This window comes from Pseudomonas sp. LBUM1651, assembly GCF_059716135.1.
On the sequence record NZ_CP166805.1, the window covers coordinates 5,583,539 to 5,606,241 of the forward strand.

A 22,703-nucleotide genomic window follows, 5' to 3' on the forward strand; every position below is an offset into this window, starting at 1 on the left:
ATGACGTTCTATATAGGTGTGATGTCCGGAACCAGCCTCGATGGCCTGGACATCGCCCTGGTCGAGGTGGCACCGGCGATCAAGCTGATCGCCACGCACTACATTCCCATGCCTGACTCCCTGCGCACCGAGCTGCTTGGCTTGTGCGCCAGCGGTCCGGACGAAATTGCCCGCTCAGCCATCGCCCAGCAGAACTGGGTAAAGCTGGCGGCGCAGGGCATTCATACCCTTCTCGATCAACAAAACCTGAAACCCGAAGACATTCGCGCGATTGGCAGTCACGGCCAGACCATTCGCCACGAACCGGCGCGCGGTTTCACGGTGCAAATCGGCAACCCTGCCCTGCTGACCGAATTGACTGACATCACCGTGGTCAGCGACTTCCGAAGCCGCGATGTGGCCGCCGGCGGTCAAGGTGCCCCACTGGTTCCCGCCTTCCACGAAGCCTTGTTTGAAGAACAGGCCGGCAACCGCGCGGTACTGAATGTTGGCGGCTTCAGCAACCTCAGCCTGATCGAGCCCGGCAAACCTGTGGCGGGCTTCGACTGCGGCCCAGGGAATGTGTTGCTGGACGCCTGGATTCATCAGCAACGCGGCGAGAACTTTGATCGCGACGGTCAATGGTCCGCCAGCGGCAAGGTCGAACCTGCTCTTCTGAAAGCGCTGCTCGGCGATCCATTCTTCGTGACCAAAGGCCCGAAAAGCACCGGCCGCGAAGTGTTCAACCTGCCATGGCTGACACAGCATCTGTCAAAACTGGCGACCTTCGCCGCCGAAGACGTGCAAGCAACGCTGCTTGAACTGACCGCACTGACCATCACCGAATCACTGCAAAGCGCTCAATCGGATACCCGGGAGTTGCTGGTCTGCGGCGGCGGCGCACACAACGCCACATTGATGAAGCGGCTGGCCAGCCTGCTGCCTGGCGCGACAGTCAGCAGCACAGCCACTCACGGCGTTGACCCCGACTGGGTAGAGGCCATGGCCTTCGCCTGGCTGGCCCATTGCTGCCTGGAAGGCATTGCAGCCAATCGCCCAAGCGTCACCGGCGCCCGCGGCCTGCGCATACTCGGCGCCATCTACCCCGCCTGAAGCAGAATCCCGGACAGCAAAACGCCGCAGGACCCTGAGGTCCTGCGGCGTTTGTTTATACGGTAAGCGCGATCAGATCGAGAACGAAGAGCCGCAGCCACACGTGGTGCTGGCGTTCGGGTTCTTGATCACGAAACGCGAACCTTCCAGACCTTCCTGATAATCCACCTCGGCGCCTGCCAGGTACTGGAAGCTCATCGGATCGACGACCAGGCTCACACCTTCGCGCTCCACGATGGTGTCGTCATCGGCCACTTCTTCATCAAAGGTAAAGCCGTACTGAAAACCTGAACAACCGCCGCCCGTAACGAATACGCGCAGCTTCAAGCGATCATTCCCCTCTTCATCGACCAGGCTCTTCACCTTGTGCGCGGCACCGTGGGTGAATTGCAAAGCCGTGGGGGTGAAGGATTCGACGCTCATGCTAACTATCTCCCGGCGTTACGCCGCCATAATGCGTGATGACGCGCATTATCCGCTTCTCCTAGAAAATCGGTCAACTATTGTTACGGTATATCAATAAACCCGATTGCCGGCCGGAAATGCGAAAAGGCCCGTTTGACGGGCCTTTTTGCTGAGTGGGATAAAACCTTACGGCAACATGCCGGCATGGGACAGTCCCAGACGCTCATCCAGCCCAAACAGGATGTTCAGGTTCTGCACTGCCTGGCCCGACGCGCCTTTGACCAGGTTATCGATCACCGACAACACCACCACCAGATCACCGTCCTGCGGACGATGCACGGCGATACGGCAGACGTTGGCACCACGCACGCTGCGGGTTTCCGGATGGCTGCCCGCCGGCATCACATCAACGAACGGTTCGTTGGCATAACGCTTCTCAAACAGCGCCTGCAGATCCACCGAGCGATCCACGACCGTCGCGTAGAGCGTCGAGTGAATGCCGCGAATCATCGGGGTCAGGTGCGGAACGAAGGTCAGCCCGACGTCCTTGCCTGCTGCGCGACGCAGCCCCTGGCGAATTTCCGGCAAGTGACGGTGACCTTTAACGGCGTAGGCCTTCATGCTTTCCGACGTCTCAGAGTACAGCGAACCTACGGAAGCGCCACGGCCGGCACCGCTGACGCCGGATTTGCAGTCAGCGATCAAGCGAGTGGTATCGGCCAGACCAGCTTCGAGCAATGGCAGGAAACCCAATTGCGTGGCGGTCGGGTAGCAACCCGGCACGGCGATCAGGCGAGCCTGTTTGATCTGCTCGCGATTGACTTCCGGCAAGCCATAGACGGCTTCTTCCAGCAGCTGCGGAGCACCGTGAGGCTGGCCGTACCACTTTGCCCATTCATCTGCGTCTTGCAGACGGAAGTCCGCCGACAGGTCGATGACCTTGGTCCCCGCCGCCAGCAGTTCACCCGCCAACGCATGGGCAACACCGTGAGGCGTGGCGAAGAACACCACGTCGCAGGCGCCCAGGGTCTTGATGTCCGGAACGCTGAACGCAAGGCCATCGTAATGACCGCGCAGGTTCGGGTACATATCAGCCACGGCCAGACCGGCCTCGGATCGGGAAGTGATCACGACCACTTCTGCCTGCGGATGCTGTGCCAACAGACGCAGCAGTTCGACACCGGTGTAACCCGTGCCGCCGACGATACCGACCTTGACCATAAACCTGCCCTCAACGAACCCACTGGAAAGCCGTCGATAATAGGGCCCGCATCGTCCTGCGACAACCGTCAAGGTGACGTGCGGACGCGCTACCCTCTACTATCTTCGCTACCGTGAACCTGGGAATAACTAAAAATGCTTTATCTGTGGCTCAAAGCGCTTCACATCATCAGCATGGTCTGCTGGTTTGCCGGCCTGTTTTACTTGCCGCGCCTGTTCGTCTATCACGCCCAAAGCGAAGACGCTGTCAGCAAAGAACGCTTCAGCCTGATGGAGCGCAAGCTGTACCGCGGCATCATGGGGCCGGCGATGATCGCCACACTGATTTTCGGCATCGCACTGATCGGCCTGAACCCGAGCATATTCAGCCAGGGTGCGTGGATTCACGCCAAGTTGACGCTGGTGGTAATCCTGATCGGCTACCACCACATGTGCGGCGCGCAGGTAAAACGTTTTGCCCGTGGCGAGAACACCCGCAGCCATGTCTTTTATCGCTGGTTCAATGAAGTGCCGGTTCTGATATTGCTGGCTATCGTAATTCTGGTCGTCGTTCGGCCGTTCTAACTTCAATCAGCACCACTCACCGGGGTACTTCCAATGTCGCTGCCCGCTTTGCTCGAACAACGTTTGCGTCTGCCCGTCGTGGCAGCGCCGATGTTCCTGATTTCCAATCCACAATTGGTACTCGCCTGCTGCCGTAATGGCGTGGTGGGCAGCTTTCCCGCGCTGAACCAGCGTGAGAGCAGCGGCTTCAAGGCCTGGCTGGAAGAAATCGAGGCAGGCCTGGCGACACTGGATAACCCCGCGCCTTATGCCGTGAATCTGATCGTCCACAACAGCAACCCGCGGCTGCAGGCGGACCTGGACATCTGCATCGAGCACAAGGTGCCGATCGTGATCACCAGCCTCGGCGCCGTGAAAGAACTGGTCGATGCCGTTCACAGCTATGGCGGCCTGGTCTTCCATGACGTGACGACCCGTCGCCATGCAGAGAAAGCCGCCGAAGCGGGCGTCGATGGCTTGATTGCCGTGGCCGCGGGCGCCGGTGGACACGCCGGCACGTGGAGCCCGTTCTCGTTGATTGCCGAGATTCGCCAGTTCTTCGACAAGACGCTGCTGCTGGCCGGCTGTCTGAACCACGGCCACGAGATTCTGGCTGCGCAATTGCTCGGTGCGGATCTGGCCTACTTCGGTACGCGATTTATCGGCACCGCTGAAAGTCATGCGCCTGACGCCTACAAAGAGATGCTGCTGAACGCCAGAGCGGCAGACATCATCCATACGCCGGCGGTGTCGGGCGTCCCGGCGAGCTTTATGCGTCAGAGCCTGGAAGCGGCCGGTTTCGACATGGCGGCGTTGCAAAACAAGGGCGAGGTCAATTTCGGCTCCAAGCTCAAGCCACTGAGCGATGAAGCCAAGGCCTGGAAAACCGTGTGGTCCGCCGGCCAGGGCGTCGGGGAGATCGATGATTTGCCGAGCGTGGATCAATTGGTCGCCCGGCTGGACGCTGAATACCGCAAGGCGCTGGAGCTGGCAGCACAACTGTCGAAACGCTGGCCGCGCTGACAGGAAAATTTGGCCAGCCATCCTCGGCTGGCCTTACACTCCGCGCTCGCAACTCTCTAAATACTCAAACACTCGCGACAAGGATGCCTCGCAATGAGCGATAACCGTTTCAAGATCGTATTCGACGGCGCTCTGCTGCCGGGGGTCGATATCACCACTGCCAAACTCAATCTGGCGGCGTTGTACAAAAGCGAAGTGGTGGCCATCGAACGGCTGTTCACTGGACAAACGGTTGCGCTCAAGCAAGGTCTGTCGCAGACAGAGGCGCAAAACTATCATCAGGCGCTGACGAAAACCGGCATCGATGCCCGTATCGAAGCCGAACCCTCGATTGAATTGAACCTGGCCGACGTTCATCACGCTCCCGCCAGCAGCCAACCGGTGTTCGCAGATCCCGAGTCGCCGTATGCACCGCCCCAAGCCACGGTCGGCGAAAGCCTGCCCCAGTACTCCACGCTCAAGCCTTTTGGCGTCGAAGGACGCATCGGCCGTTTGCGTTACCTGGCCTGGACCATGGTCCTGACGCTGGTCATGCTCGGCATCGGGTCGGTGGTAGCCGTTTTCGCCATCGCCCTGATCAGCAGCGATTCGACCGCAGGCCTGATTGTCGGAGGGCTGTTGGTATTTTTCCTGTGCATCGCCATCGCGGTCGTCAGCATTCAGATCAGCGTTCAGCGCCTGCACGACATTGGCTGGTCCGGCTGGCTCTGGTTACTGAATCTTGTGCCGTTCGTGGGCAGCTTCTTTCCGTTTGTGATCATGTGCGTGCCGGGCACCAACATCGCCAATCGCTACGGCCCTCCACCACCGCCGAACACCACGGCAGTCAGAGTGTTGTCTTCGCTGTGGGTCGTGGTGATTGCCCTCGGCTTTATTGGTCTGCTGGCGGGTGGCTTCAGTGCGATCCAGCAAGAGTACGAAAGCGCGGCCGAAACCAGCTATGACAGCGGTTCGGTAACCACCGACGAAGTGGAAGTCGAGCCTGCCGCGGAGGCCGAAGCGGCACCCGATTCCGCAGACGAAGAAGCCGAAGAAGCCCCGGCCCCTGTAGACTCTGCGAAAGAATGAACAGCGCTCCCCGCCCGTGACACCTGCGTCGCCGGCGCGGAGTTGTTGCGATGGAGAACTGCATGACCCGTTACGCTCTGATCACTGGCGCTTCCAGCGGCATCGGCCTGGCGATGGCCGAAGCGCTCGCCCGCCGTGGCCGCAGCCTGATTCTGGTGGCCCGACAGCGTGATCAGCTGGAAAGTATTGCTACTGAACTGACCCAACGTTTTGGCGTGGAAGTGTTGTTCCGCGCCTGCGACCTCGGCGAGCCACTGCGCCTGTCCGGGTTTCTGCTGGAACTGGAAGAAGGTGACCGGCAGATCGACCTGCTGGTGAACTGCGCCGGCATCGGCACCTGCGGCCCGTTCCTGGCGCAGGACTGGATGACCGAACAAGACCTAATCGAAGTGAACATCCTCGCCCTGACCCGTCTGTGTCACGCCATCGGCAACAGCATGGCGCTGCAGGGTGGCGGGCAGATCTTGAATGTCGCTTCGGTCGCGGCCTTCCATCCCGGCCCCTGGATGAGCACTTACTACGCCAGCAAGGCGTATGTGCTGCACTTTTCCGAAGGACTGCGCGTCGAGCTGAAGAAATGCGCGGTCAAGGTGTCGGTGCTTTGCCCCGGCCCGACCCGCACGGCGTTTTTCCGCACCGCACAACTGGATACCGACAAACTGGTCGACAGCAAACTGCTGATGAGTCCCGAGGAAGTCGCGCTCTATACCGTGCGGGCGCTGGATAAGAATCGCGCCATTATCATTCCGGGTCGACTGAACCGCTGGTTCGCGTTCCTGCCACGGCTTGGCTCACGCTGGCTGACCCGGACAATCGCGGGCATGGTCAACAAGGCCTACTGTCCGCGCTGATCAACCTTCAAGGCAAAAGGCTGGGCTCGGCGATATCCGATGAGTACACTCAGGCCAGCCAAATAACGGAGAAACAGCTGTGGATACTCTGTTCACCAAAATCATCAACCGGGAAATCCCGGCGAAGATCATTTACGAGGACGACCAGGTACTGGCCTTCCACGACATCGCCCCACAGGCGCCAGTGCATTTTCTGGTGATCCCGAAGAAACCTGTGCGCACCCTCAACGACCTCACCGAGGACGATAAGGCATTGGCTGGACATATTCTGTTCACCGCCCAGCGTCTGGCACTGGAACTGGGCTGCGAAGACGGTTTCCGTGTCGTCATGAACTGCAATCCACTGGGTGGGCAGACCGTCTATCACATTCATATGCACGTACTGGGTCAGCGCCAGATGCACTGGCCGCCGGGCTGATTAATCACCTGCTCTTTGTAGGAGCGAGCGGTGCGGCGATCCGACTTGCCCGCGAAAGGGCGACGCGGTCATTCAGGGGGACTGCGTTATCGTTCTTCGCGGGCAAGCCTCGCTCCTACAGGTTCGGTGGTGACCCCGCCAGAAATGACCCAGCGCAAACCTTCCCTGGCCGATTGGGTTAAACTGGCCGCCGAGATTCTTCCCGGAGGTCAGCATGACTACCCAACGTCACTACTCGCCGATTGACCGTCTTCTGCTGCAAGCCGATGCCGCGATGCGTACCCTGCTGCCCTTCAGTGGCCAGCCGTACCGTCCGTCCCCCGCGATCGTGCAGCCGGAAACGCAGATGAGCGACGAAGACACCCGGCACGTTGCCGGCTTGATGCGTATCAACCACACCGGCGAAGTCTGCGCCCAGGCGCTGTATCAGGGCCAGGCCCTGACCGCCAAGCTGCCGCAGGTGCGCGCGGCCATGGAACATGCTGCCGAAGAAGAAATCGACCACCTGGTCTGGTGCGAACAACGCATCAAGCAGTTGGGCAGCCACACCAGCATTCTCAACCCGCTGTTCTACGGCATGTCGTTCGGCATTGGTGCGGTGGCCGGGTTGATCAGCGACAAAGTCAGCCTGGGGTTTGTTGCGGCTACCGAGCATCAGGTGTGCAAGCACTTGAATGAACATCTTGAACAGTTGCCGGCCGAGGACGAAAAGTCCCGGGCGATTCTTGAGCAAATGCGTATTGATGAAGAGCACCATGCCGAAAGTGCGCTGGAGGCAGGGGGCTTTCGTTTTCCGGCACCGGTGAAGTTCGGGATGAGTTTGATGGCCAAGGTGATGACCAAGAGTACGTACCGGATCTGATGTAGGAGCATGGCTTGCCCGCGATGGCGTCCTTGAGATCGCCATCGCGGGCAAGCCATGCTCCTACAACGGTATCGCAGCAGACATAAAAAAGGCGACGGCCGTGAGGTAGTCGCCTTTTTTTGTGTTCAAAGTCTTAGGTCGGCATGTTGCGCGCGTAGAAGATTTCGAGCATTTCGTGTTTCACACGGTCGGTCACTTGAGCACGCTGCTCAGGGGACAGGTTGTTGGTCGCATCACCGAACAGGTAGCTATCAAGTTCGAAGTTCTTCAACAGCATTTTGGTGTGGAACAGGTTTTCCTGGTACACGTTCACGTCGGTCATCTGGTACGCGTCGCGGGTGTCGTCGGAGAGGTAGTTCTGAATCGAGTTGATCTCGTGATCGATGAAGTGCTTGTTGCCTTCGACGTCACGGGTGAAACCGCGCACACGATAATCCACGGTCACGATGTCCGAATCGAACTGGTGAATGAGGAAGTTGAGCGCTTTAAGCGGTGAAATGACGCCACAAGTCGACACGTCAATGTCCACACGGAAGGTCGCAATGCCGTCGTCCGGATGGATTTCCGGGTAGGTATGCACCGTGATGTGGCTCTTGTCGAGGTGGGCCAGGATAATCTCGGGCAACGGGCCCGGGGATTCTTCGATCTGGCTGTCGGTCGGGGTCACCGGCTCTTCCGAGATCAGAATCGTGACGCTGGCGCCCTGTGGATCGTAGTCCTGACTGGCGATGTTCAGGATGTTGGCACCAATGATATCGACAACTTCTGTGAGGATCTGCGTCAGGCGCTTCGCGTTGTACTCTTCATTGATGTACTCGACGTAAGCCTGCTGGTCTTGCGGGGTTTCCGCGTAGCAGATGTCATAGATGTTGAAGCTCAAGGTCTTTGTCAGGTTATTGAACCCGTGGAGCTTGAGTTTGCTTTTCACCGTTAAAAACTCTCTATGTATGCGGCCCGGGCCGCGTGATCAAGCATGCCCGTCAGATGCGAACGACGCACCCGCGTAGGACGGTTAACACCTCTTCGCGATGGCGATTTTGGTTGTCTGTTCGGGCAAGCGGCCGGTCGGCTGACGGACCACTCCCCTGAAAAAAGTGGCGCATTATGCAGACGTCAGCTTGGGATCGCCAGAGTCTGCACTGCTTTTATGATAGTTGAATGTCGATTCAACCGAGTTCGATGATTTCGTAGTCGTGGGTAATCGCAACACCGGCCGCGCCGAGCATGATCGACGCCGAGCAATACTTCTCGGCAGACAGCTCGATGGCGCGTTTGACCTGGGCTTCTTTCAGCCCGCGGCCCTTGACCACGAAATGCATGTGGATCTTGGTGAAGACCTTCGGATCCTCGGTCGCACGCTCGGCTTCGAGGAAGGCTTCGCAGCTTTCGACGGCCTGACGGGACTTCTTGAGGATGCTGACCACATCGAAATTGCTGCAACCGCCGACACCCAGCAGGAGCATTTCCATCGGCCGGACACCCAGGTTACGACCACCGGCATCGGGCGGACCGTCCATGACCACGACATGACCGCTACCGGATTCGCCGAGGAACATGGCTTCGCCAGCCCATTGGATGCGTGCCTTCATCGCCAAGACTCCACTGTCTAAAAAAGGGTCGCCAGCTTAGCACAGGGCCCTGGATTGACAGTGCTCGCCGTCCTACGAGATAACCACCAGCTTTGTAGGTAAATTCTCGAATATTGCAGGAAGTGTCTGGTAAGCTGGCGCCAATTCACTGGCGCATAGCCAGTTTCGCTGCAACCCCAGTGCCTCATAAAAAACCAAACACACCGTGCAGTCTTTTCGGGATACAACCATGGTTGCTATTGCCCCTACACCCAAAATCAAGAACATCGACAAGCTGTTGATGCATTGTCAGCGCCGTCGTTATGCGGCCAAGAGCAACATCATTTGTGCCGGCGACCGCTCGGAGACGCTGTTCTTCATCATCAAAGGCTCGGTCACCATCCTGATCGAGGATGACGACGGCCGTGAAATGATCATTGCCTACCTGAACGCCGGGGACTTTTTCGGGGAGCTGGGTCTGTTTGAACAGGCCGGCCTGGAACAGGAACGCAGCGCCTGGGTGCGCGCCAAGATCGAGTGTGAAGTCGCGGAAATCAGCTACGCGAAATTCCGCGAGTTGTCCCAGCAAGATCCAGACATTCTTTACGTACTCAGCGGACAAATCGCACAGCGCCTGCGCAACACCACCCGCAAGGTCGGTGACCTGGCGTTCTTCGACGTCACCGGCCGAGTCGCTCGTTGCTTGCTGGAACTGTGCAAACAGCCAGACGCCATGACCCACCCCGATGGCATGCAGATCAAGGTGACCCGACAGGAAATCGGGCGGATTGTCGGGTGCTCCCGGGAGATGGTCGGTCGCGTGCTCAAGGACCTGGAAGAGCGCAACCTGGTCGACGTCAAAGGCAAGACCATGGTGGTCTTCGGTACGCGCTAAGCCTTGAACATGTCTGCCAGCATCTGGCGATAGAGCGCGTCGAGCCGCTCCAGTGCATCGGGCGCCGCAAACTTTTCATGCAAGGCGATGTGGCTCCCGGCACGAACCCGCTGTTCCAGACCGCACGCCTCGTTGAAGCGATTGACTGCCGCGACCATCGATTCGCGCTCGTTATCCAGCAACAAAGCACCGTGCACCAACCCGACCGGGCGTGAACCACCCTTGCTCTGGCGCCAGCGCTGAGCGGTGCCGACCATCTTGCGTCCGTCGAGATTGACGTTGAAACGGCCATCGCAGAACGCGCCATCCACTTCGCCCAAAGACGAAACGCCGCCCAGTTCATCCAGCAACTGACAGATAGGGTCGCAGAGTCGGCGATAAGCGGTTTCGATGCGGTTCTGGTCGCCCTCGCTGCGTGGCGGCGCGTAGACCAGCGCGATGTTGATGGTTGATGCCGATTGCGGCACCGGTTCGCCGCCGGTTTCGCGCAACAGTACTGGCCAGCCTGCGGCGGCAGATACTTCGCAGGCGGCGTCGAAGCCAGGCAGGCGATTCAAGCGGCGTGGCATGACCAGTGCTTTGTCACTTGGTTGCCAGAACAGCAGGCCGAACTCTGAATCGCCGGTGCAGACTGAGGCCAACAAATCCTGTTCGGCTTGCAGGCCGGCTTCGACGGTCAGAATGGTCGGCAGGGTCATGGACTACTCCGTAAGGCATGAAGTCTTTGAGGGATTTGAGTGCCCCATCGCGAGCAAGCTCGCTCCCACATTTGATCGGCGTTGATTAATTGAACGCGGACTAATGTGGGAGCGAGCTTGCTCGCGATGGGGTCGGCTCGATCTGCGTGCAATCAGTCGAGGGTCGAGCCGCTGACAGCAACGCCACGCTCAGGGAAGAACAGACGCTGCAATTCGGTACCAGGGCTTTCGGCGCGCATGAACGCTTCACCAACCAGGAACGCATACACGTCGCTGATTTCCATCAGCTCGACATCGGCCCGATTGAGAATGCCGCTTTCAGTGATTACCAGACGGTCACGCGGAATCCGCGGCAACAGGTCGAGGGTGGTTTCCAGACTGACTTCGAAGGTGTGCAGGTTGCGGTTGTTCACGCCGACCAGCGGAGTATCGAGGGTTTTCAAGGCCCGCTCCAACTCGTCGCCATCGTGGACTTCCACCAGCACATCGAGGCCGACGCTTTTGGCCACTGCCGCCAGCTCGGCCATTTTCACGTCATCCAGTGCGGAGACGATCAATAGCACGCAGTCAGCGCCCAAAGCACGGGCTTCGACGATCTGGTACGGATCGATCATGAAGTCCTTGCGGATCACCGGAAGATTGCACGCCGCCCGAGCCTGTTGCAGATACGCATCGGCGCCCTGGAAGTAATCGATATCGGTGAGTACCGACAGGCAGGTCGCGCCGCCCTTCTCGTAACTCCTGGCAATGTCCGCCGGAACGAAGTTCTCGCGAATCACGCCTTTGCTTGGCGAAGCTTTCTTGATTTCAGCAATGACCGCCGGGTGTTTCAGCTTGGCCTGCGCGATCAATGCCTTGGCAAAACCACGGGGTGCATCGGCCGCCTTGGCCAGACTTTCCAGCTCCGCCAGGCTCACACGAGCGCTACGCTCGGCGACTTCCTGGACTTTGCGCGCCAGAATGTTTTCCAGAACCGTCGGTACACTCATCCCTCATTCTCCACTTTGAATACCGCGGTAAATGCACCCAACTCCTCAAGTTTTTCCCGGGCGAGGCCTGTGTGCAGCGCATCGTGCGCCAGGGCAACGCCTTCTTTCAAACTGGTCGCCAGGTCGGCGGCATAAAGCGCAGCACCGGCATTGAGCACAATCATCTCGGCGGCTTTCTGACCGCTCTCGGTCTTGCGCTTGCCGAGGGCATCGCGAATCAGCTCGAGCGAAGCGGCCGGGCTTTCCACCGCCAGGCCGTGCAGGCTCTGGCTCTTCATGCCCAAATCTTCCGGTTCGACCCAATACTCGGTGATCTGGTCATTTTTCAGTTCCGCCACGAAGGTCGGCGCGGCCAGACTGAACTCGTCCAGGCCATCCTTCGAGTGCACCACCAGCACATGCTTGCTGCCCAAACGCTGCAAGACTTCGGCCAACGGCCGGCACAGCGCCTGGCTAAACACGCCCACCACCTGATGTTTCACGCCGGCCGGATTCGTAAGCGGGCCGAGCATGTTGAACAAGGTACGCAAACCGAGATCCTTGCGCGGGCCGGCGGCGTACTTCATGGCACGGTGATGAGTCTGGGCAAACATGAAACCGATGCCGACGTTGTCGATGCAACGCGCCACCTGAACCGGGGTCAGGGTCAGGTAGATGCCCGCCGCTTCCAGCAGATCGGCGCTGCCGCTTTTACCCGACACCGCACGGTTACCGTGTTTGGCCACAGTGCAACCGGCCGCTGCCACCACGAAGGAAGAAGCCGTCGAAACGTTGAAAATGTTGGCCCCGTCACCGCCGGTGCCGACCACATCGACCACGCCGTCGAGGGTCTTGAGTTCGACCTTGTCCGCCAGCTCGCGCATGACCGACACGGCGCCGACGATCTCGTCGATGCTTTCGCTCTTCATGCGCATGGCCATCATGAACGCGCCGATCTGCGCGTCCGTGCACTGCCCGGTCATGATTTCGCGCATCACATCGCGCATTTCTTCGGTGCTGAGGTCGAGGTGATCGACGATACGGCTCAGGGCTGTCTTGATATTCATGGAAAGTCCTTAGCGCGTACCGCCGGTTTGTTTGAGGAAGTTGGCGAACAGCTCGTGGCCCTGTTCAGTCAGGATAGACTCAGGGTGGAACTGCACACCTTCGATGTTCAACGTCTTGTGGCGCAGGCCCATGATCTCGTCGACCGAGCCGTCTTCAAGCTGGGTCCAGGCGGTCAGCTCCAGACAATCCGGCAGCGTTTCGCGCTTGACGATCAACGAGTGATAGCGCGTAACCGTCAGCGGATGATTCAGGCCTTCAAATACACCTTTGTCCTCGTGGAACACCGGGCTGGTCTTGCCGTGCATCACCTGACGGGCGCGGACCACGTCGCCACCAAAGGCCTGGCCGATGGACTGATGGCCCAGGCAGACGCCCAGAATCGGCAGTTTGCCGCCAAAATGCTTGATCACATCAATCGAGACGCCGGCTTCGGTCGGCGTGCAAGGACCCGGTGAAACCACGATCCGCTCAGGGTTGAGGGCTTCGATTTCGGCAATGGTGAGTTCATCGTTGCGCACGACTTTTACCTCGGAGCCGAGTTCGCCCAGGTACTGCACAACGTTGTAAGTAAAAGAGTCGTAGTTATCGATCATCAGCAACATGGCTTGAGAACCTCTTGAATTCACTGACTATAAAGACTGCCTTCGAATGAGTGACCCGCAGCGTCCAGCGCTTTGTCAGGCAAAGCGGCATGGCATACGGGGCACGTTCATCGGTCAGCTTTCCGGGGTTTGTTCAGCCAGGGCGACTGCACGGAACATTGCGCGGCGCTTGTTCAGGGTTTCTTCCCATTCCAGCGCCGGCACCGAGTCGGCAACGATGCCGCCACCCGCCTGCACGTGCAGTTCGCCGTTCTTGATCACCGCGGTGCGAATGGCAATCGCGGTGTCCATGTTGCCGTTCCAGGCGAAGTAACCGACCGCGCCGCCGTAGACGCCACGCTTGACCGGTTCCAGTTCGTCGATGATTTCCATCGCGCGAATCTTCGGTGCGCCGGACAAGGTGCCCGCCGGCAGGATCGCCCGCAGCGCGTCCATCGCCGTCAGCCCGGCCTTCAGTTGCCCGGTGACGTTGGAAACAATGTGCATCACGTTGGAATAACGCTCGATGACCATCTTCTCCGTGAGCTTCACCGAACCGATTTCCGAAACGCGACCAGTGTCGTTACGACCCAGGTCGATCAGCATCAAGTGCTCGGCGATTTCCTTGTCGTCGGACAGCAGGTCTTTTTCCAGTGCCAGATCGGCTTCTTCGTTGGCCCCGCGCGGACGCGTGCCGGCGATCGGGCGCACGGTGATCAGGTTGTCTTCGACCCGCACCAGCACTTCCGGCGAACTGCCGACGACATGGAAGTCGCCAAAGTTGAAGAAGTACATGTAAGGCGTCGGGTTGAAGCAGCGCAGCGCCCGGTACAGATCAATCGGCGCAGCCTTGAAGTCGATCGACATGCGCTGGGACGGCACGACCTGCATGCAGTCACCGGCCAGGATGTATTCCTTGATGGTGTCGACGGCTTTTTCGTAATCGTCCTGGGTGAAACTGGAGCGGAACACCGGGTCAGCCGATTGTTGCTTGCTGAAATCCAGGCCTCGGCGCGGGGTGATGGGCTGGCGGAGTTTTTCCAGCAGCTCTTCCAGGCGGGCGCGGCCTTGCTCGAAGGCGTCTTCCTGCGACGGGTCGGCCAGGACAATCGCGTGCATCTTGCCAGCGAGGTTGTCGAACACCACCACCGCATCGGACACCATCAGCAGAATGTCCGGCACGCCCAGCGGATCCGGGTTCGGGCACTTGCCCAGACGCTTCTCCACATAACGCACGCAGTCGTAGCCGAAGTAACCCACCAGACCGCCGTTGAACCGCGGCAGGCCGGGGATAGTCGGTACGTTGTAACGGGCTTTGAAGGCTTCGACGAACGCCAGCGGATCTTCCGCTTCATGGCTTTCGATCTCGACGCCGTCATGAGTCACGCTGACGTGATGGTCATGAACTCGCAGCACGGTGCGGCACGGCAGGCCGATGATCGAGTAACGGCCCCACTTCTCCCCGCCCTGCACCGATTCGAGCAGGTAGGAATTGGGTTCGTCAGCCAGTTTCAGGTAGATCGACAGCGGCGTGTCGAAGTCGGCCAGGGTTTCGCAGGCAAGCGGGATGCGGTTATAGCCGGCAGCGGCCAAACGCAGGAATTCTTCGCGGATCATGGAGTAGCCTCGTGGCTTGAGGTGCTAACAGTCAGGTATGCAAACGCGCCGGCAGACCGGCAAGGAACAAGTCAGGCGCGCCAACGCCAGCGGGCCAGGGCCTTGATGACTTTCATCCAGAGTTTGCGAGTGACCACCACGATGGCGTTTCCAGAAGGGGGTTGAACAGCGTCGGCCAACGTTATCTCAGCGGCCGGATCCAGGCAACCGGGAATTAGTTTGCGCAGGTCGTCGATGACCAGCGCCGGCGACTCCTCGGCAATCGGCCGACCATGGTTGTAGCCATAACTGAGCGCCACACATTTGACCCCCGCCGCTTTCGCCGCCAGCACATCGCTGCGCGAGTCACCGACGAACAACGATTGCGACGCCGGAATGTTGGCCATTTTCATCACGAAAAACAGCGCCGCCGGGTCGGGTTTCTTCTGCGGCAGGGTGTCGCCGCCGATGATCCATTTGAAATAACGGCCGATTTTCATCTGATCCAGCAGCGGTGCGACGAAGCGCTCCGGTTTGTTGGTGATCAGCGCCATTTCCACGCCTTGTTTGTTCAGCCACTTAAGGGTGTCGCGCACGCCGGGGTAAACCACCGTCAGGTCGTGACCATCCTCATAAAAGCCGTTGAACAATTCCAGCGCATGCTCGGCTTCAACGTCATCGACACCCTCGGCGTCTATGTGATTGGCCAGGGCCCGACGCACCAGCATGTACACGCCGTTGCCGACCCAGTCACGCACCGATTCGATGCCGACAGGCTGACGCCCGAGTTTGAGCAGCATGTTATCCACCGCCGCGGCGAGGTCAGGGACCGAATCGACCAGCGTGCCGTCCAGATCGAACATCACCAGCCGTGGCAGATGCCCCGGGAACAGCTGCTCAAAGCCGCTCATGGGCGGGCCAACGCCAGTTCGGAACGCATCTTCTCGATGACTTCCTGGTAGTTCGGCGCATTGAAGATCGCCGAGCCGGCCACGAAGGTGTCAGCGCCAGCCGCTGCGATTTCACGGATGTTGTTCACGTTGACGCCGCCGTCGATTTCCAGGCGAATGTCACGACCCGAGGCATCGATCAATGCGCGAGCTTCACGCAGCTTGTCGAGGGTGCCAGGGATGAACTTCTGCCCGCCGAAGCCCGGGTTGACGCTCATCAGCAGGATCATGTCGACCTTGTCCATCACGTACTTGAGCACGTCCAGCGGGGTCGCCGGGTTGAACACCAGTCCCGACTTGCAGCCGCCCTCGCGGATCAGTTGCAGGGAACGGTCAACGTGCTGCGTGGCTTCCGGGTGGAAAGTGATGTAGGTCGCACCAGCTTCGATGAAGTCACCGACGATGCGGTCCACCGGGCTGACCATCAGGTGCGCGTCGATCGGCGCGGTCACGCCGTACTTGCGCAGCGCGGCGCAGACCATCGGGCCGATGGTCAGGTTCGGCACGTAGTGGTTGTCCATGACATCGAAGTGCACGAAGTCGGCGCCGGCGGCCAGAACGTTGTCCACTTCCTCCCCCAGGCGGGCGAAGTCGGCGGAGAGAATCGACGGAGCAATTACGAAGGGCTGCATGACGCACCTTTTCTGAGCAGAATCACGATGGCGCGCATTGTATACCTCATGCTTTGACGCGCGCACCGTGACGCGATAATCAGTAAGCCGCGCGGTAGATCTTCTCGATATCAATCGCGCTCAATTTGCGCGGATTATTGCGCATCAGGCGCTCGATCCCCGCCGCTTCCACGGCCATGGCCGGGATCGCATCCTCGGGAACGCCGAAACTGCGCAGGCCTGGCGGGATTTCTACGGCTGCGCACAACGCGGTCATCGCCTCGACGGCTTTGTCCGCGGCGTCATTGGCGCTCAGATGAGCGGTCTTCACCCCCATGGCTTCGGCAATATCCTGCATGCGCTCGACGCAGGCCATCTTGTTCCAGGTCATGACATACGGCAGCAACAAGGCGTTACTGACGCCGTGGGCGATGTTGAAACGACCGCCCAGCGGATACGCCAGCGCATGCACCGCGCCGACCCCGGCATTGCCGAACGCCATGCCGGCCATCAAGCTGGCGGTGGCCATGTCTTCGCGGGCTTGCAGGTTGGACGGATTGGCGTAGGCCTTGGGTAACGCTTGGGTGATCAACTTGATCGCGCCGATGGCCAGCGCGTCGGTAATGGCTGAAGCATTGAGGGACAAATAAGACTCGATGGCGTGCACCAGCGCGTCGACGCCACTGGCGGCGGTGACGCTGCGCGGGCACGTCAGGGTCATTTGCGGGCTGACCAGAGCCACATCCGGCAACAGATAGTCGCTGACGATGCCTTTTTTCAGCTGCGCGACCTTGTCGGAAAGGATCGCGACGTTGGTCACTTCCGAGCCGGTGCCGGCGGTGGTCGGGATGGCGATCAACGGCGGGCCTTTTCGCGGCACCTGGTCGATGCCGAACAGGTCTTCCAGTTCCCCGTGGTAACCGGCGTAGGCCGCGACGCTTTTGGCTATGTCGATCGCACTGCCGCCGCCCAGACCGATCAGCCCGTCATGCCCGCCTTCGCGGTAAACGCGCATGCAGTCTTCGACGATGGCGATTTCCGGGTCCGGCAATACACGGTCGAAAATCTCGTAGCTCCGATCACCCAGCTGCGCGAGTGCCAGCTCGACCGTACCGGACTTGACGAGCGCGGCGTCGGTGACGATCAGCGGGTTGTCGATGTCCAGGCGCGTGAGTTCGGCGGCCAGTTGCTCGATGGCCCCTGCGCCGGTGATCAGTTTGCGAGCAATTTTGAAAGAGGAAAGACTCATCGTGCGCAGCCTCTTATAGATAGGGGAGCTGGGCACAATAGTAGCTGGGGATTGGGGTTTGTCTGCTATTCAGGGTGTGAATGATCAAACATAGGAAACAACATAAATCCAATGTAGGAGCAAAGCTTGCTCGCGAAGGGGCCCTGTCAGTCAACATCGATGCTGAATGTTATGGCCTCTTCGCGAGCAAGCTTTGCTCCTACAAAATCAAAAGCTAATCAGACCTGGGCGGTACGCAATTTTTCGCTGCGGCCACGCAGCCATTCCAGGGTCAGCAGCAGGATTACCGAGAAGGCGATCAGCAGTGTCGCCGCAGCGGCAATGGTCGGGCTGAGGTTTTCGCGGATACCGCTGAACATCTGCCGAGGCAAGGTCGCTTGCTCGGGACCGGCGAGGAACAGCGTCACCACCACTTCATCGAACGAGGTCGCGAAGGCAAACAGCGCGCCGGAGATCACGCCGGGAGCAATCAGCGGCAAGGTCACGCGACGGAACGCCGTCAGCGGCGAAGCCCCCAGACTTGCAGCGGCCCGCACCAGGTTCTGGTTAAACCCCTGCAACGTCGCCGACACCGTGATGATCACGAACGGCACACCCAACACCGCATGCACCACGATCAGCGAGAAGAAGCTGTTGCCCAGACCCAGCGGCGCAAAGAACAGATAACTCGCCACACCAATGATCACCACCGGCACCACCATCGGCGAAATCACCAGCGCCATCACCAGCGGCTTGCCCGGGAAGTCGCCGCGGGTCAGGCCAATCGCCGCCAGCGTACCGAAGATCATCGCCAGCACGGTCGCCGCCGGGGCGACGATGATGCTGTTCTTCAGTGCGCGCATCCATTCCGCTGAAGCGAAGAAGTCCTGATACCAGTGCAGCGAAAAGCCTTGCAGCGGGTACACCAGGAAACTGCCCGAGTTGAACGACAGCGGAATGATCACCAGCACCGGCAGAATCAGGAACAACAGAATCAAGCCGCAGAGAATCCGCAAACTGTAGAACCACACCCGCTCGACGGGCGACATATAAGGACTCAGCATTTCATTCTCCCCTTAGCTCAGGCGCAGGCGACTGGCGCCCACCAGCCAGCTGTAAATCAGATAAAGCACCACGGTCGCCAACAGCAGCAGCCCACCGAGCGCAGTCGCCATGCCCCAGTTGATGCTGGTGTTGGTGTAAAAGGCGACGAAGTAGCTGACCATCTGATCGTTCGGGCTGCCCAGCAACGCCGGAGTGATGTAGTAGCCGATGGCGAGGATGAACACCAACAGGCAACCGGCGCCGACACCGGCATAGGTCTGCGGGAAGTACACCCGCCAGAAGCTGGCGAACGGGTGGCAGCCGAGGGAAATCGCGGCGCGCATGTAAGTCGGCGAGATGCCTTTCATGACGCTGTAGATCGGCAGAATCATGAACGGCAGCAGGATGTGCACCATCGAGATGTAAACCCCGGTGCGGTTGAACACCAGCTCCAGCGGCTTATCGATGATGCCCATGGCCATCAGACCGCTGTTGATCAAACCGCCTGATTGCAGCAACACGATCCACGCGGCGACGCGCACCAGGATCGAAGTCCAGAACGGCAGCAGCACCAGAATCATCAACAGGTTGCTTTGGCGCGAGGGCATGTTTGCCAGCAGGTAAGCCAACGGATAGGCCAGCACCAGGCAAATGGCGGTGATGATCAGGCCCATCCAGAAGGTGCGGGCGAAGATGTCGAGGTAAATCGCCTGATCCGGCGTGGCCGGGGCGATTTCGCCGAGGTCGTCGATGCGATGATCGACCGCCGCCAGCAAGTAGTAAGGCGTGATGTTGCTGGCGTTGCGGCGTACCGCTTGCCAATAGGCCGGATCACCCCAGCGTTCGTCGAGCCCTTCCAGCGCTTCTTTATAAGAGGCCGGTTCAGTGGCGAACGGCAAGGCGCGGGCGGTTTTGGTCAGCAGGCTGCGGTAGCCGGCCAACTCCATGTTCAAGCGCTTGGACAGGTCGCCCAAGGTCTGATTCTTGCGCGCTTCAGCAAGGTCTTCGCTGGCCGCTTTGTACACCGGTTCAGCGGGCAGGCCGCGGCCGTCCCAACCGGCGATGGCCGCCACGGTGCGCGGCATGCCGCCGACCACTTCCGGGTTGCCCACGCTTTTGTAGAGCAGCGCCACGATCGGTACCAGGAACACCAGCAACAGAAACAGCACCAGCGGCGCGATCAAGGCCTGGGCCTTCCAGCGATTGATCCGCTCGGCGTGCTTGAGCCGCTGCTTCAAGGTGGGGTCAGTGCCCGCGTTCAGGGGAATGGCGGTGGCCATGGCGTACTCCGGAAATCTTTGATCAATCGATGAAGTGGGAGCGAACCTGTGTGGCGAGCGAGCTTGCTCGCGCTGGGCTGCGGAGCAGCCCCAAAATTCTGTTAACAACATCCAATTTTGTGAGTGCTACGCACTCAAGCGGGAGCAAGCTCCCTCGCCACAAAAGCCCGCCCTCACAGGAGGGCGAGCCCTCTAGTTACTTCGCAGCCCAGGAATTGAAGCGCTGTTCCAGTTGCTCGCCGTTGTCAGCCCAGAAGCTGACGTCGATCTGCACCTGGTTGGCGATGTTTTCCGGGGTGGTCGGCATGTCTTTCAGGACATCCTTGGCCAGCAACGGAACAGCCTGGGTGTTGGCCGGGCCGTAGGCGATGTTTTCCGAGTAGGTCTTCTGCTGCTGTGGTTGTACCGAGAACGCGATGAATTTCTTCGCCGCTTCGGCACGCGCCTTGTCGAGACCTTTTGGAATCGCCCACGCATCGAAGTCGTAGATACCGCCGTTCCACACGACTTTCAGATTGCTTTCTTTCTGTACCGCTGCGATCCGGCCGTTGTAGGCCGAGCTCATGACCACGTCACCCGAAGCGAGGTATTGCGGCGGTTGCGCGCCGGCTTCCCACCACTGAATGCTTGGTTTCAGCTCATCGAGCTTCTTGAACGCGCGGTCCTGACCGTCTTTGCCGGCCAGCACTTTGTAGACGTCTTTCGGCGCAACGCCGTCGGCCATCAGTGCGAATTCCAGGGTGTACTTGGCGCCTTTGCGCAGGCCGCGCTTGCCCGGGAATTTCTTGGTGTCCCAGAAATCCACCCAGCTGGTCGGTGCGGTTTTCAGCTTGTCGGCGTTGTAGGCCAACACGGTCGACCATACGAAGAAACCCACGCCGCAAGGCTGGATGGCGCCTTTGACGTAGTCTTCGGTCTTGCCGAACAGTGCCGGGTCGAGTTGCTCGAACATGTCTTCGTCGCAACCACGGGACAATTCTGGCGATTCAACTTCCACCAGGTCCCAGGACACACTCTTGGTGTCGACCATGGCTTTGACCTTGGCCATCTCGCCGTTGTACTCGCCGGCGACAATCTTGCCGTTGCCCGCCGCTTCCCACGGTGCGTAGAAGGCTTTGACCTGCGCGGCCTTGTTCGCACCGCCAAAGGACACCACGGTCAGGTCCGGGCCCGCCGCCATCGCGTGTGCCGCACCGATCATGCCCATGACCAGGGCGGTGAATTTCAGGGATCTCAACATTTATTGTTCTCTCCACGTGCAGGGTTGGTTGAAGCAGGGGGCGATCAGTTCGCCTCTAGAAGTGGGTCGAGCGCGCGAACGTGTTCGACCTGCCAGCCAAGCGGTACCACGTCGCCGACAGCGAGCGCAGGATCGAGCTCGGCAATCGGTTGTTTCACGAAGAAGTCGGTCTTGCCACAGACTTCCAGGCGAACCCGGACGTGGTCGCCCAGATAGATGAATTCCGCCACCCGCCCTGAGAAGCGGTTGACGCAGGACTCGCTCGAACCATTGAGGCTCACGCGTTCCGGACGAATCGACAGCGTGACGGGCTCGCCGGTCTTGCCGACGTTGACCGCCAGGGCTTCAACCTTTTCACCGCGACCGAGTTCGACCACGCAACGGTCGCCGGTGTGGCTGTGCAAACGGCCGTTGAGACGGTTGTTCTCGCCGATGAAGTTGGCGACGAAGGTGTTCTTCGGTTCTTCATACAGGCTGCGCGGCGGGGCGATCTGCTGGATTTCGCCCTGATGGAACACCGCCACGCGGTCGGACATGGTCAAGGCTTCGCCCTGATCGTGGGTCACGTAGACCACGGTCACGCCGAGGCGCTGATGCAGGTGCTTGATTTCCATCTGCATGTGTTCGCGCAGTTGTTTGTCGAGTGCACCAAGGGGCTCGTCCATCAATACCAGTTGCGGTTCGAACACCAACGCGCGGGCCAAAGCCACACGCTGCTGCTGTCCGCCGGACAGTTGCGCCGGATAGCGCTGGGCGAAGGTGTCGAGCTGAACCATGCTCAGGACACGTTTGACCCGGTCACTGACATCGCTCTTGTTCAAGCCGCGCACGGTCAGCGGAAACGCGAGGTTCTCGGCGACGGTCATGTGCGGGAACAGTGCGTAGTTCTGGAACACCATGCCGATGTCGCGTTTGTGTGGCGGCACGTTGTTGATGGAGCGCCCGGCCAGGAGGATTTCGCCGGCGGTCGGCGTTTCGAATCCGGCGAGCATCATCAGGCTGGTGGTCTTGCCCGAGCCGGACGGCCCGAGCAAGGTGAGGAACTCGCCTTTGCGAATGTCCAGGTTGAGGTCTTTGACGATCAGGTTCTCGCCGTCGTAGCTCTTTTGCACTCCACGAAAGCTGACCAGAATGTCGCTGGCCCCTGCGTTTGAATCGACCTGGCTCATACCCACACCTATGTTGTTGATGACTGCTGTGGACTAAGCCTAGTGGACGCTGGTGAGCACGCAAATCGGGGCGCAGGAGAGAATCGCCTCAGCCGGATGGAAGGTTGGGGGTAGGGATTGCCCTACAAGGATGGCGGGATTGGATAGCGGCAGCGGCAAGTTTCAAGCTGCAAGCCGCAAGACCGGGCAAAAGCGGGTTTGCAGGCGTGTCGCAATTGGATATGACGACGAGATTCCTGTAGGAGCAAGGCTTGCCCGCGAAGGCGTCCTCACAGGCGCTAAAGGCTTCGCGGGCAAGCCTTGCTCCTACAGGTGATGGGG

General features: G+C 59.7%; 24 protein-coding genes. 8 read left to right on the forward strand and 16 right to left on the reverse strand.

The genetic code is table 11. The features are described 5' to 3' along the window. The gene (locus ACA066_RS26240) at nt 1-1,092 is read left to right on the forward strand and encodes an anhydro-N-acetylmuramic acid kinase (RefSeq protein WP_497697185.1); all 1,092 of its coding nucleotides are present in this window, start codon (nt 1-3) and stop codon (nt 1,090-1,092) included. 72 nt (nt 1,093-1,164) lie between these two features. On the opposite strand, the gene erpA is transcribed toward ACA066_RS26240, so the two are convergent. Both erpA and argC read right to left on the reverse strand, forming a co-directional pair. After that, nucleotides 1,165-1,515 carry an iron-sulfur cluster insertion protein ErpA gene (gene erpA, locus ACA066_RS26245; protein ID WP_007947969.1) on the reverse strand — a complete coding sequence of 117 codons (351 nt, stop codon included), beginning with the start codon at nt 1,513-1,515 and terminating at the stop codon, nt 1,165-1,167. 168 nt (nt 1,516-1,683) lie between these two features. Then, on the reverse strand, nt 1,684-2,718 hold the full coding sequence (gene argC / locus ACA066_RS26250; protein ID WP_017341086.1) for an N-acetyl-gamma-glutamyl-phosphate reductase: 1,035 nt from the start codon (nt 2,716-2,718) through the stop codon (nt 1,684-1,686). A gap of 135 nt (nt 2,719-2,853) precedes the next feature. Here argC and hemJ point away from each other — a divergent pair, with 135 nt between their 5' ends. The 6 genes from hemJ (at nt 2,854) to coq7 (ending at nt 7,483) form a co-directional block, all read left to right on the forward strand. Further along, nucleotides 2,854-3,282 (forward strand): protoporphyrinogen oxidase HemJ, encoded by a 429-nt coding sequence (gene hemJ / locus ACA066_RS26255; RefSeq protein ID WP_497697186.1) that lies wholly within the window; start codon nt 2,854-2,856, stop codon nt 3,280-3,282. A gap of 33 nt (nt 3,283-3,315) precedes the next feature. After that, nucleotides 3,316-4,284: an NAD(P)H-dependent flavin oxidoreductase gene (locus ACA066_RS26260; RefSeq protein ID WP_497697187.1), complete on the forward strand. Its 969-nt coding sequence runs from the start codon at nt 3,316-3,318 to the stop codon at nt 4,282-4,284. A gap of 93 nt (nt 4,285-4,377) precedes the next feature. Further along, on the forward strand, nt 4,378-5,352 hold the full coding sequence (locus tag ACA066_RS26265; protein ID WP_497697188.1) for a DUF805 domain-containing protein: 975 nt from the start codon (nt 4,378-4,380) through the stop codon (nt 5,350-5,352). Between the two features lie 62 nt (nt 5,353-5,414). After that, on the forward strand, nt 5,415-6,203 hold the full coding sequence (locus ACA066_RS26270) for an SDR family NAD(P)-dependent oxidoreductase (RefSeq protein ID WP_497697189.1): 789 nt from the start codon (nt 5,415-5,417) through the stop codon (nt 6,201-6,203). Nucleotides 6,204-6,282: 79 nt separating this feature from the next. Continuing rightward, nucleotides 6,283-6,621 carry a histidine triad nucleotide-binding protein gene (locus ACA066_RS26275; protein WP_462020913.1) on the forward strand — a complete coding sequence of 113 codons (339 nt, stop codon included), beginning with the start codon at nt 6,283-6,285 and terminating at the stop codon, nt 6,619-6,621. 214 nt (nt 6,622-6,835) lie between these two features. Next, nucleotides 6,836-7,483 (forward strand): 2-polyprenyl-3-methyl-6-methoxy-1,4-benzoquinone monooxygenase, encoded by a 648-nt coding sequence (coq7, locus tag ACA066_RS26280; protein ID WP_017341092.1) that lies wholly within the window; start codon nt 6,836-6,838, stop codon nt 7,481-7,483. 136 nt (nt 7,484-7,619) lie between these two features. Here coq7 and speD read toward each other — a convergent pair whose 3' ends face one another. Both speD and ACA066_RS26290 read right to left on the reverse strand, forming a co-directional pair. Continuing rightward, on the reverse strand, nt 7,620-8,414 hold the full coding sequence (speD, locus tag ACA066_RS26285) for an adenosylmethionine decarboxylase (RefSeq protein WP_497697190.1): 795 nt from the start codon (nt 8,412-8,414) through the stop codon (nt 7,620-7,622). 238 nt (nt 8,415-8,652) lie between these two features. After that, nucleotides 8,653-9,075, reverse strand: coding sequence for an OsmC family protein (locus tag ACA066_RS26290; RefSeq protein ID WP_007941657.1), 423 nt, complete (start codon nt 9,073-9,075; stop codon nt 8,653-8,655). 229 nt (nt 9,076-9,304) lie between these two features. Here ACA066_RS26290 and crp point away from each other — a divergent pair, with 229 nt between their 5' ends. After that, the gene (gene crp, locus ACA066_RS26295; protein ID WP_497697191.1) at nt 9,305-9,949 is read left to right on the forward strand and encodes a cAMP-activated global transcriptional regulator CRP; all 645 of its coding nucleotides are present in this window, start codon (nt 9,305-9,307) and stop codon (nt 9,947-9,949) included. Here crp and ACA066_RS26300 read toward each other — a convergent pair. The 12 genes from ACA066_RS26300 to ACA066_RS26355 form a co-directional block, all read right to left on the reverse strand. Continuing rightward, the gene (locus ACA066_RS26300) at nt 9,946-10,647 is read right to left on the reverse strand and encodes a lipoate--protein ligase family protein (protein WP_497697192.1); all 702 of its coding nucleotides are present in this window, start codon (nt 10,645-10,647) and stop codon (nt 9,946-9,948) included. The two genes, crp and ACA066_RS26300, sit on opposite strands and share 4 nt — an antisense overlap. A 152-nt stretch (nt 10,648-10,799) precedes the next feature. Continuing rightward, nucleotides 10,800-11,636, reverse strand: coding sequence for an indole-3-glycerol phosphate synthase TrpC (gene trpC, locus ACA066_RS26305; RefSeq protein ID WP_497697193.1), 837 nt, complete (start codon nt 11,634-11,636; stop codon nt 10,800-10,802). Continuing rightward, complete coding sequence (gene trpD, locus ACA066_RS26310) at nt 11,633-12,682, reverse strand: anthranilate phosphoribosyltransferase (RefSeq protein ID WP_497697194.1); 1,050 nt, start codon at nt 12,680-12,682, stop codon at nt 11,633-11,635. The genes trpC and trpD overlap by 4 nt, the downstream gene beginning before the upstream one ends. A 9-nt stretch (nt 12,683-12,691) precedes the next feature. Further along, nucleotides 12,692-13,285 carry an aminodeoxychorismate/anthranilate synthase component II gene (locus tag ACA066_RS26315; RefSeq protein ID WP_017341098.1) on the reverse strand — a complete coding sequence of 198 codons (594 nt, stop codon included), beginning with the start codon at nt 13,283-13,285 and terminating at the stop codon, nt 12,692-12,694. 114 nt (nt 13,286-13,399) lie between these two features. Continuing rightward, complete coding sequence (trpE, locus tag ACA066_RS26320; protein ID WP_497697195.1) at nt 13,400-14,881, reverse strand: anthranilate synthase component I; 1,482 nt, start codon at nt 14,879-14,881, stop codon at nt 13,400-13,402. Between the two features lie 71 nt (nt 14,882-14,952). Continuing rightward, nucleotides 14,953-15,771 (reverse strand): phosphoglycolate phosphatase, encoded by an 819-nt coding sequence (locus ACA066_RS26325; protein WP_497697196.1) that lies wholly within the window; start codon nt 15,769-15,771, stop codon nt 14,953-14,955. Further along, nucleotides 15,768-16,442: a ribulose-phosphate 3-epimerase gene (gene rpe / locus ACA066_RS26330; RefSeq protein ID WP_008035979.1), complete on the reverse strand. Its 675-nt coding sequence runs from the start codon at nt 16,440-16,442 to the stop codon at nt 15,768-15,770. Before rpe ends, ACA066_RS26325 begins: the two co-directional genes overlap by 4 nt. Before the next feature lie 79 nt (nt 16,443-16,521). Next, the gene (locus ACA066_RS26335; protein WP_497697197.1) at nt 16,522-17,670 is read right to left on the reverse strand and encodes an iron-containing alcohol dehydrogenase; all 1,149 of its coding nucleotides are present in this window, start codon (nt 17,668-17,670) and stop codon (nt 16,522-16,524) included. Nucleotides 17,671-17,888: 218 nt separating this feature from the next. Beyond that, nucleotides 17,889-18,713: an ABC transporter permease gene (locus tag ACA066_RS26340; protein ID WP_497697198.1), complete on the reverse strand. Its 825-nt coding sequence runs from the start codon at nt 18,711-18,713 to the stop codon at nt 17,889-17,891. A gap of 12 nt (nt 18,714-18,725) precedes the next feature. Then, the gene (locus tag ACA066_RS26345; RefSeq protein WP_497697199.1) at nt 18,726-19,973 is read right to left on the reverse strand and encodes an ABC transporter permease; all 1,248 of its coding nucleotides are present in this window, start codon (nt 19,971-19,973) and stop codon (nt 18,726-18,728) included. 196 nt (nt 19,974-20,169) lie between these two features. Beyond that, on the reverse strand, nt 20,170-21,213 hold the full coding sequence (locus ACA066_RS26350) for an ABC transporter substrate-binding protein (protein WP_497697200.1): 1,044 nt from the start codon (nt 21,211-21,213) through the stop codon (nt 20,170-20,172). 44 nt (nt 21,214-21,257) lie between these two features. Then, a complete protein-coding gene (locus ACA066_RS26355) occupies nt 21,258-22,382 on the reverse strand; it encodes an ABC transporter ATP-binding protein (protein ID WP_497697201.1) in 1,125 nt (374 codons plus the stop codon). Nucleotides 22,383-22,703: the final 321 nt, after the last annotated feature.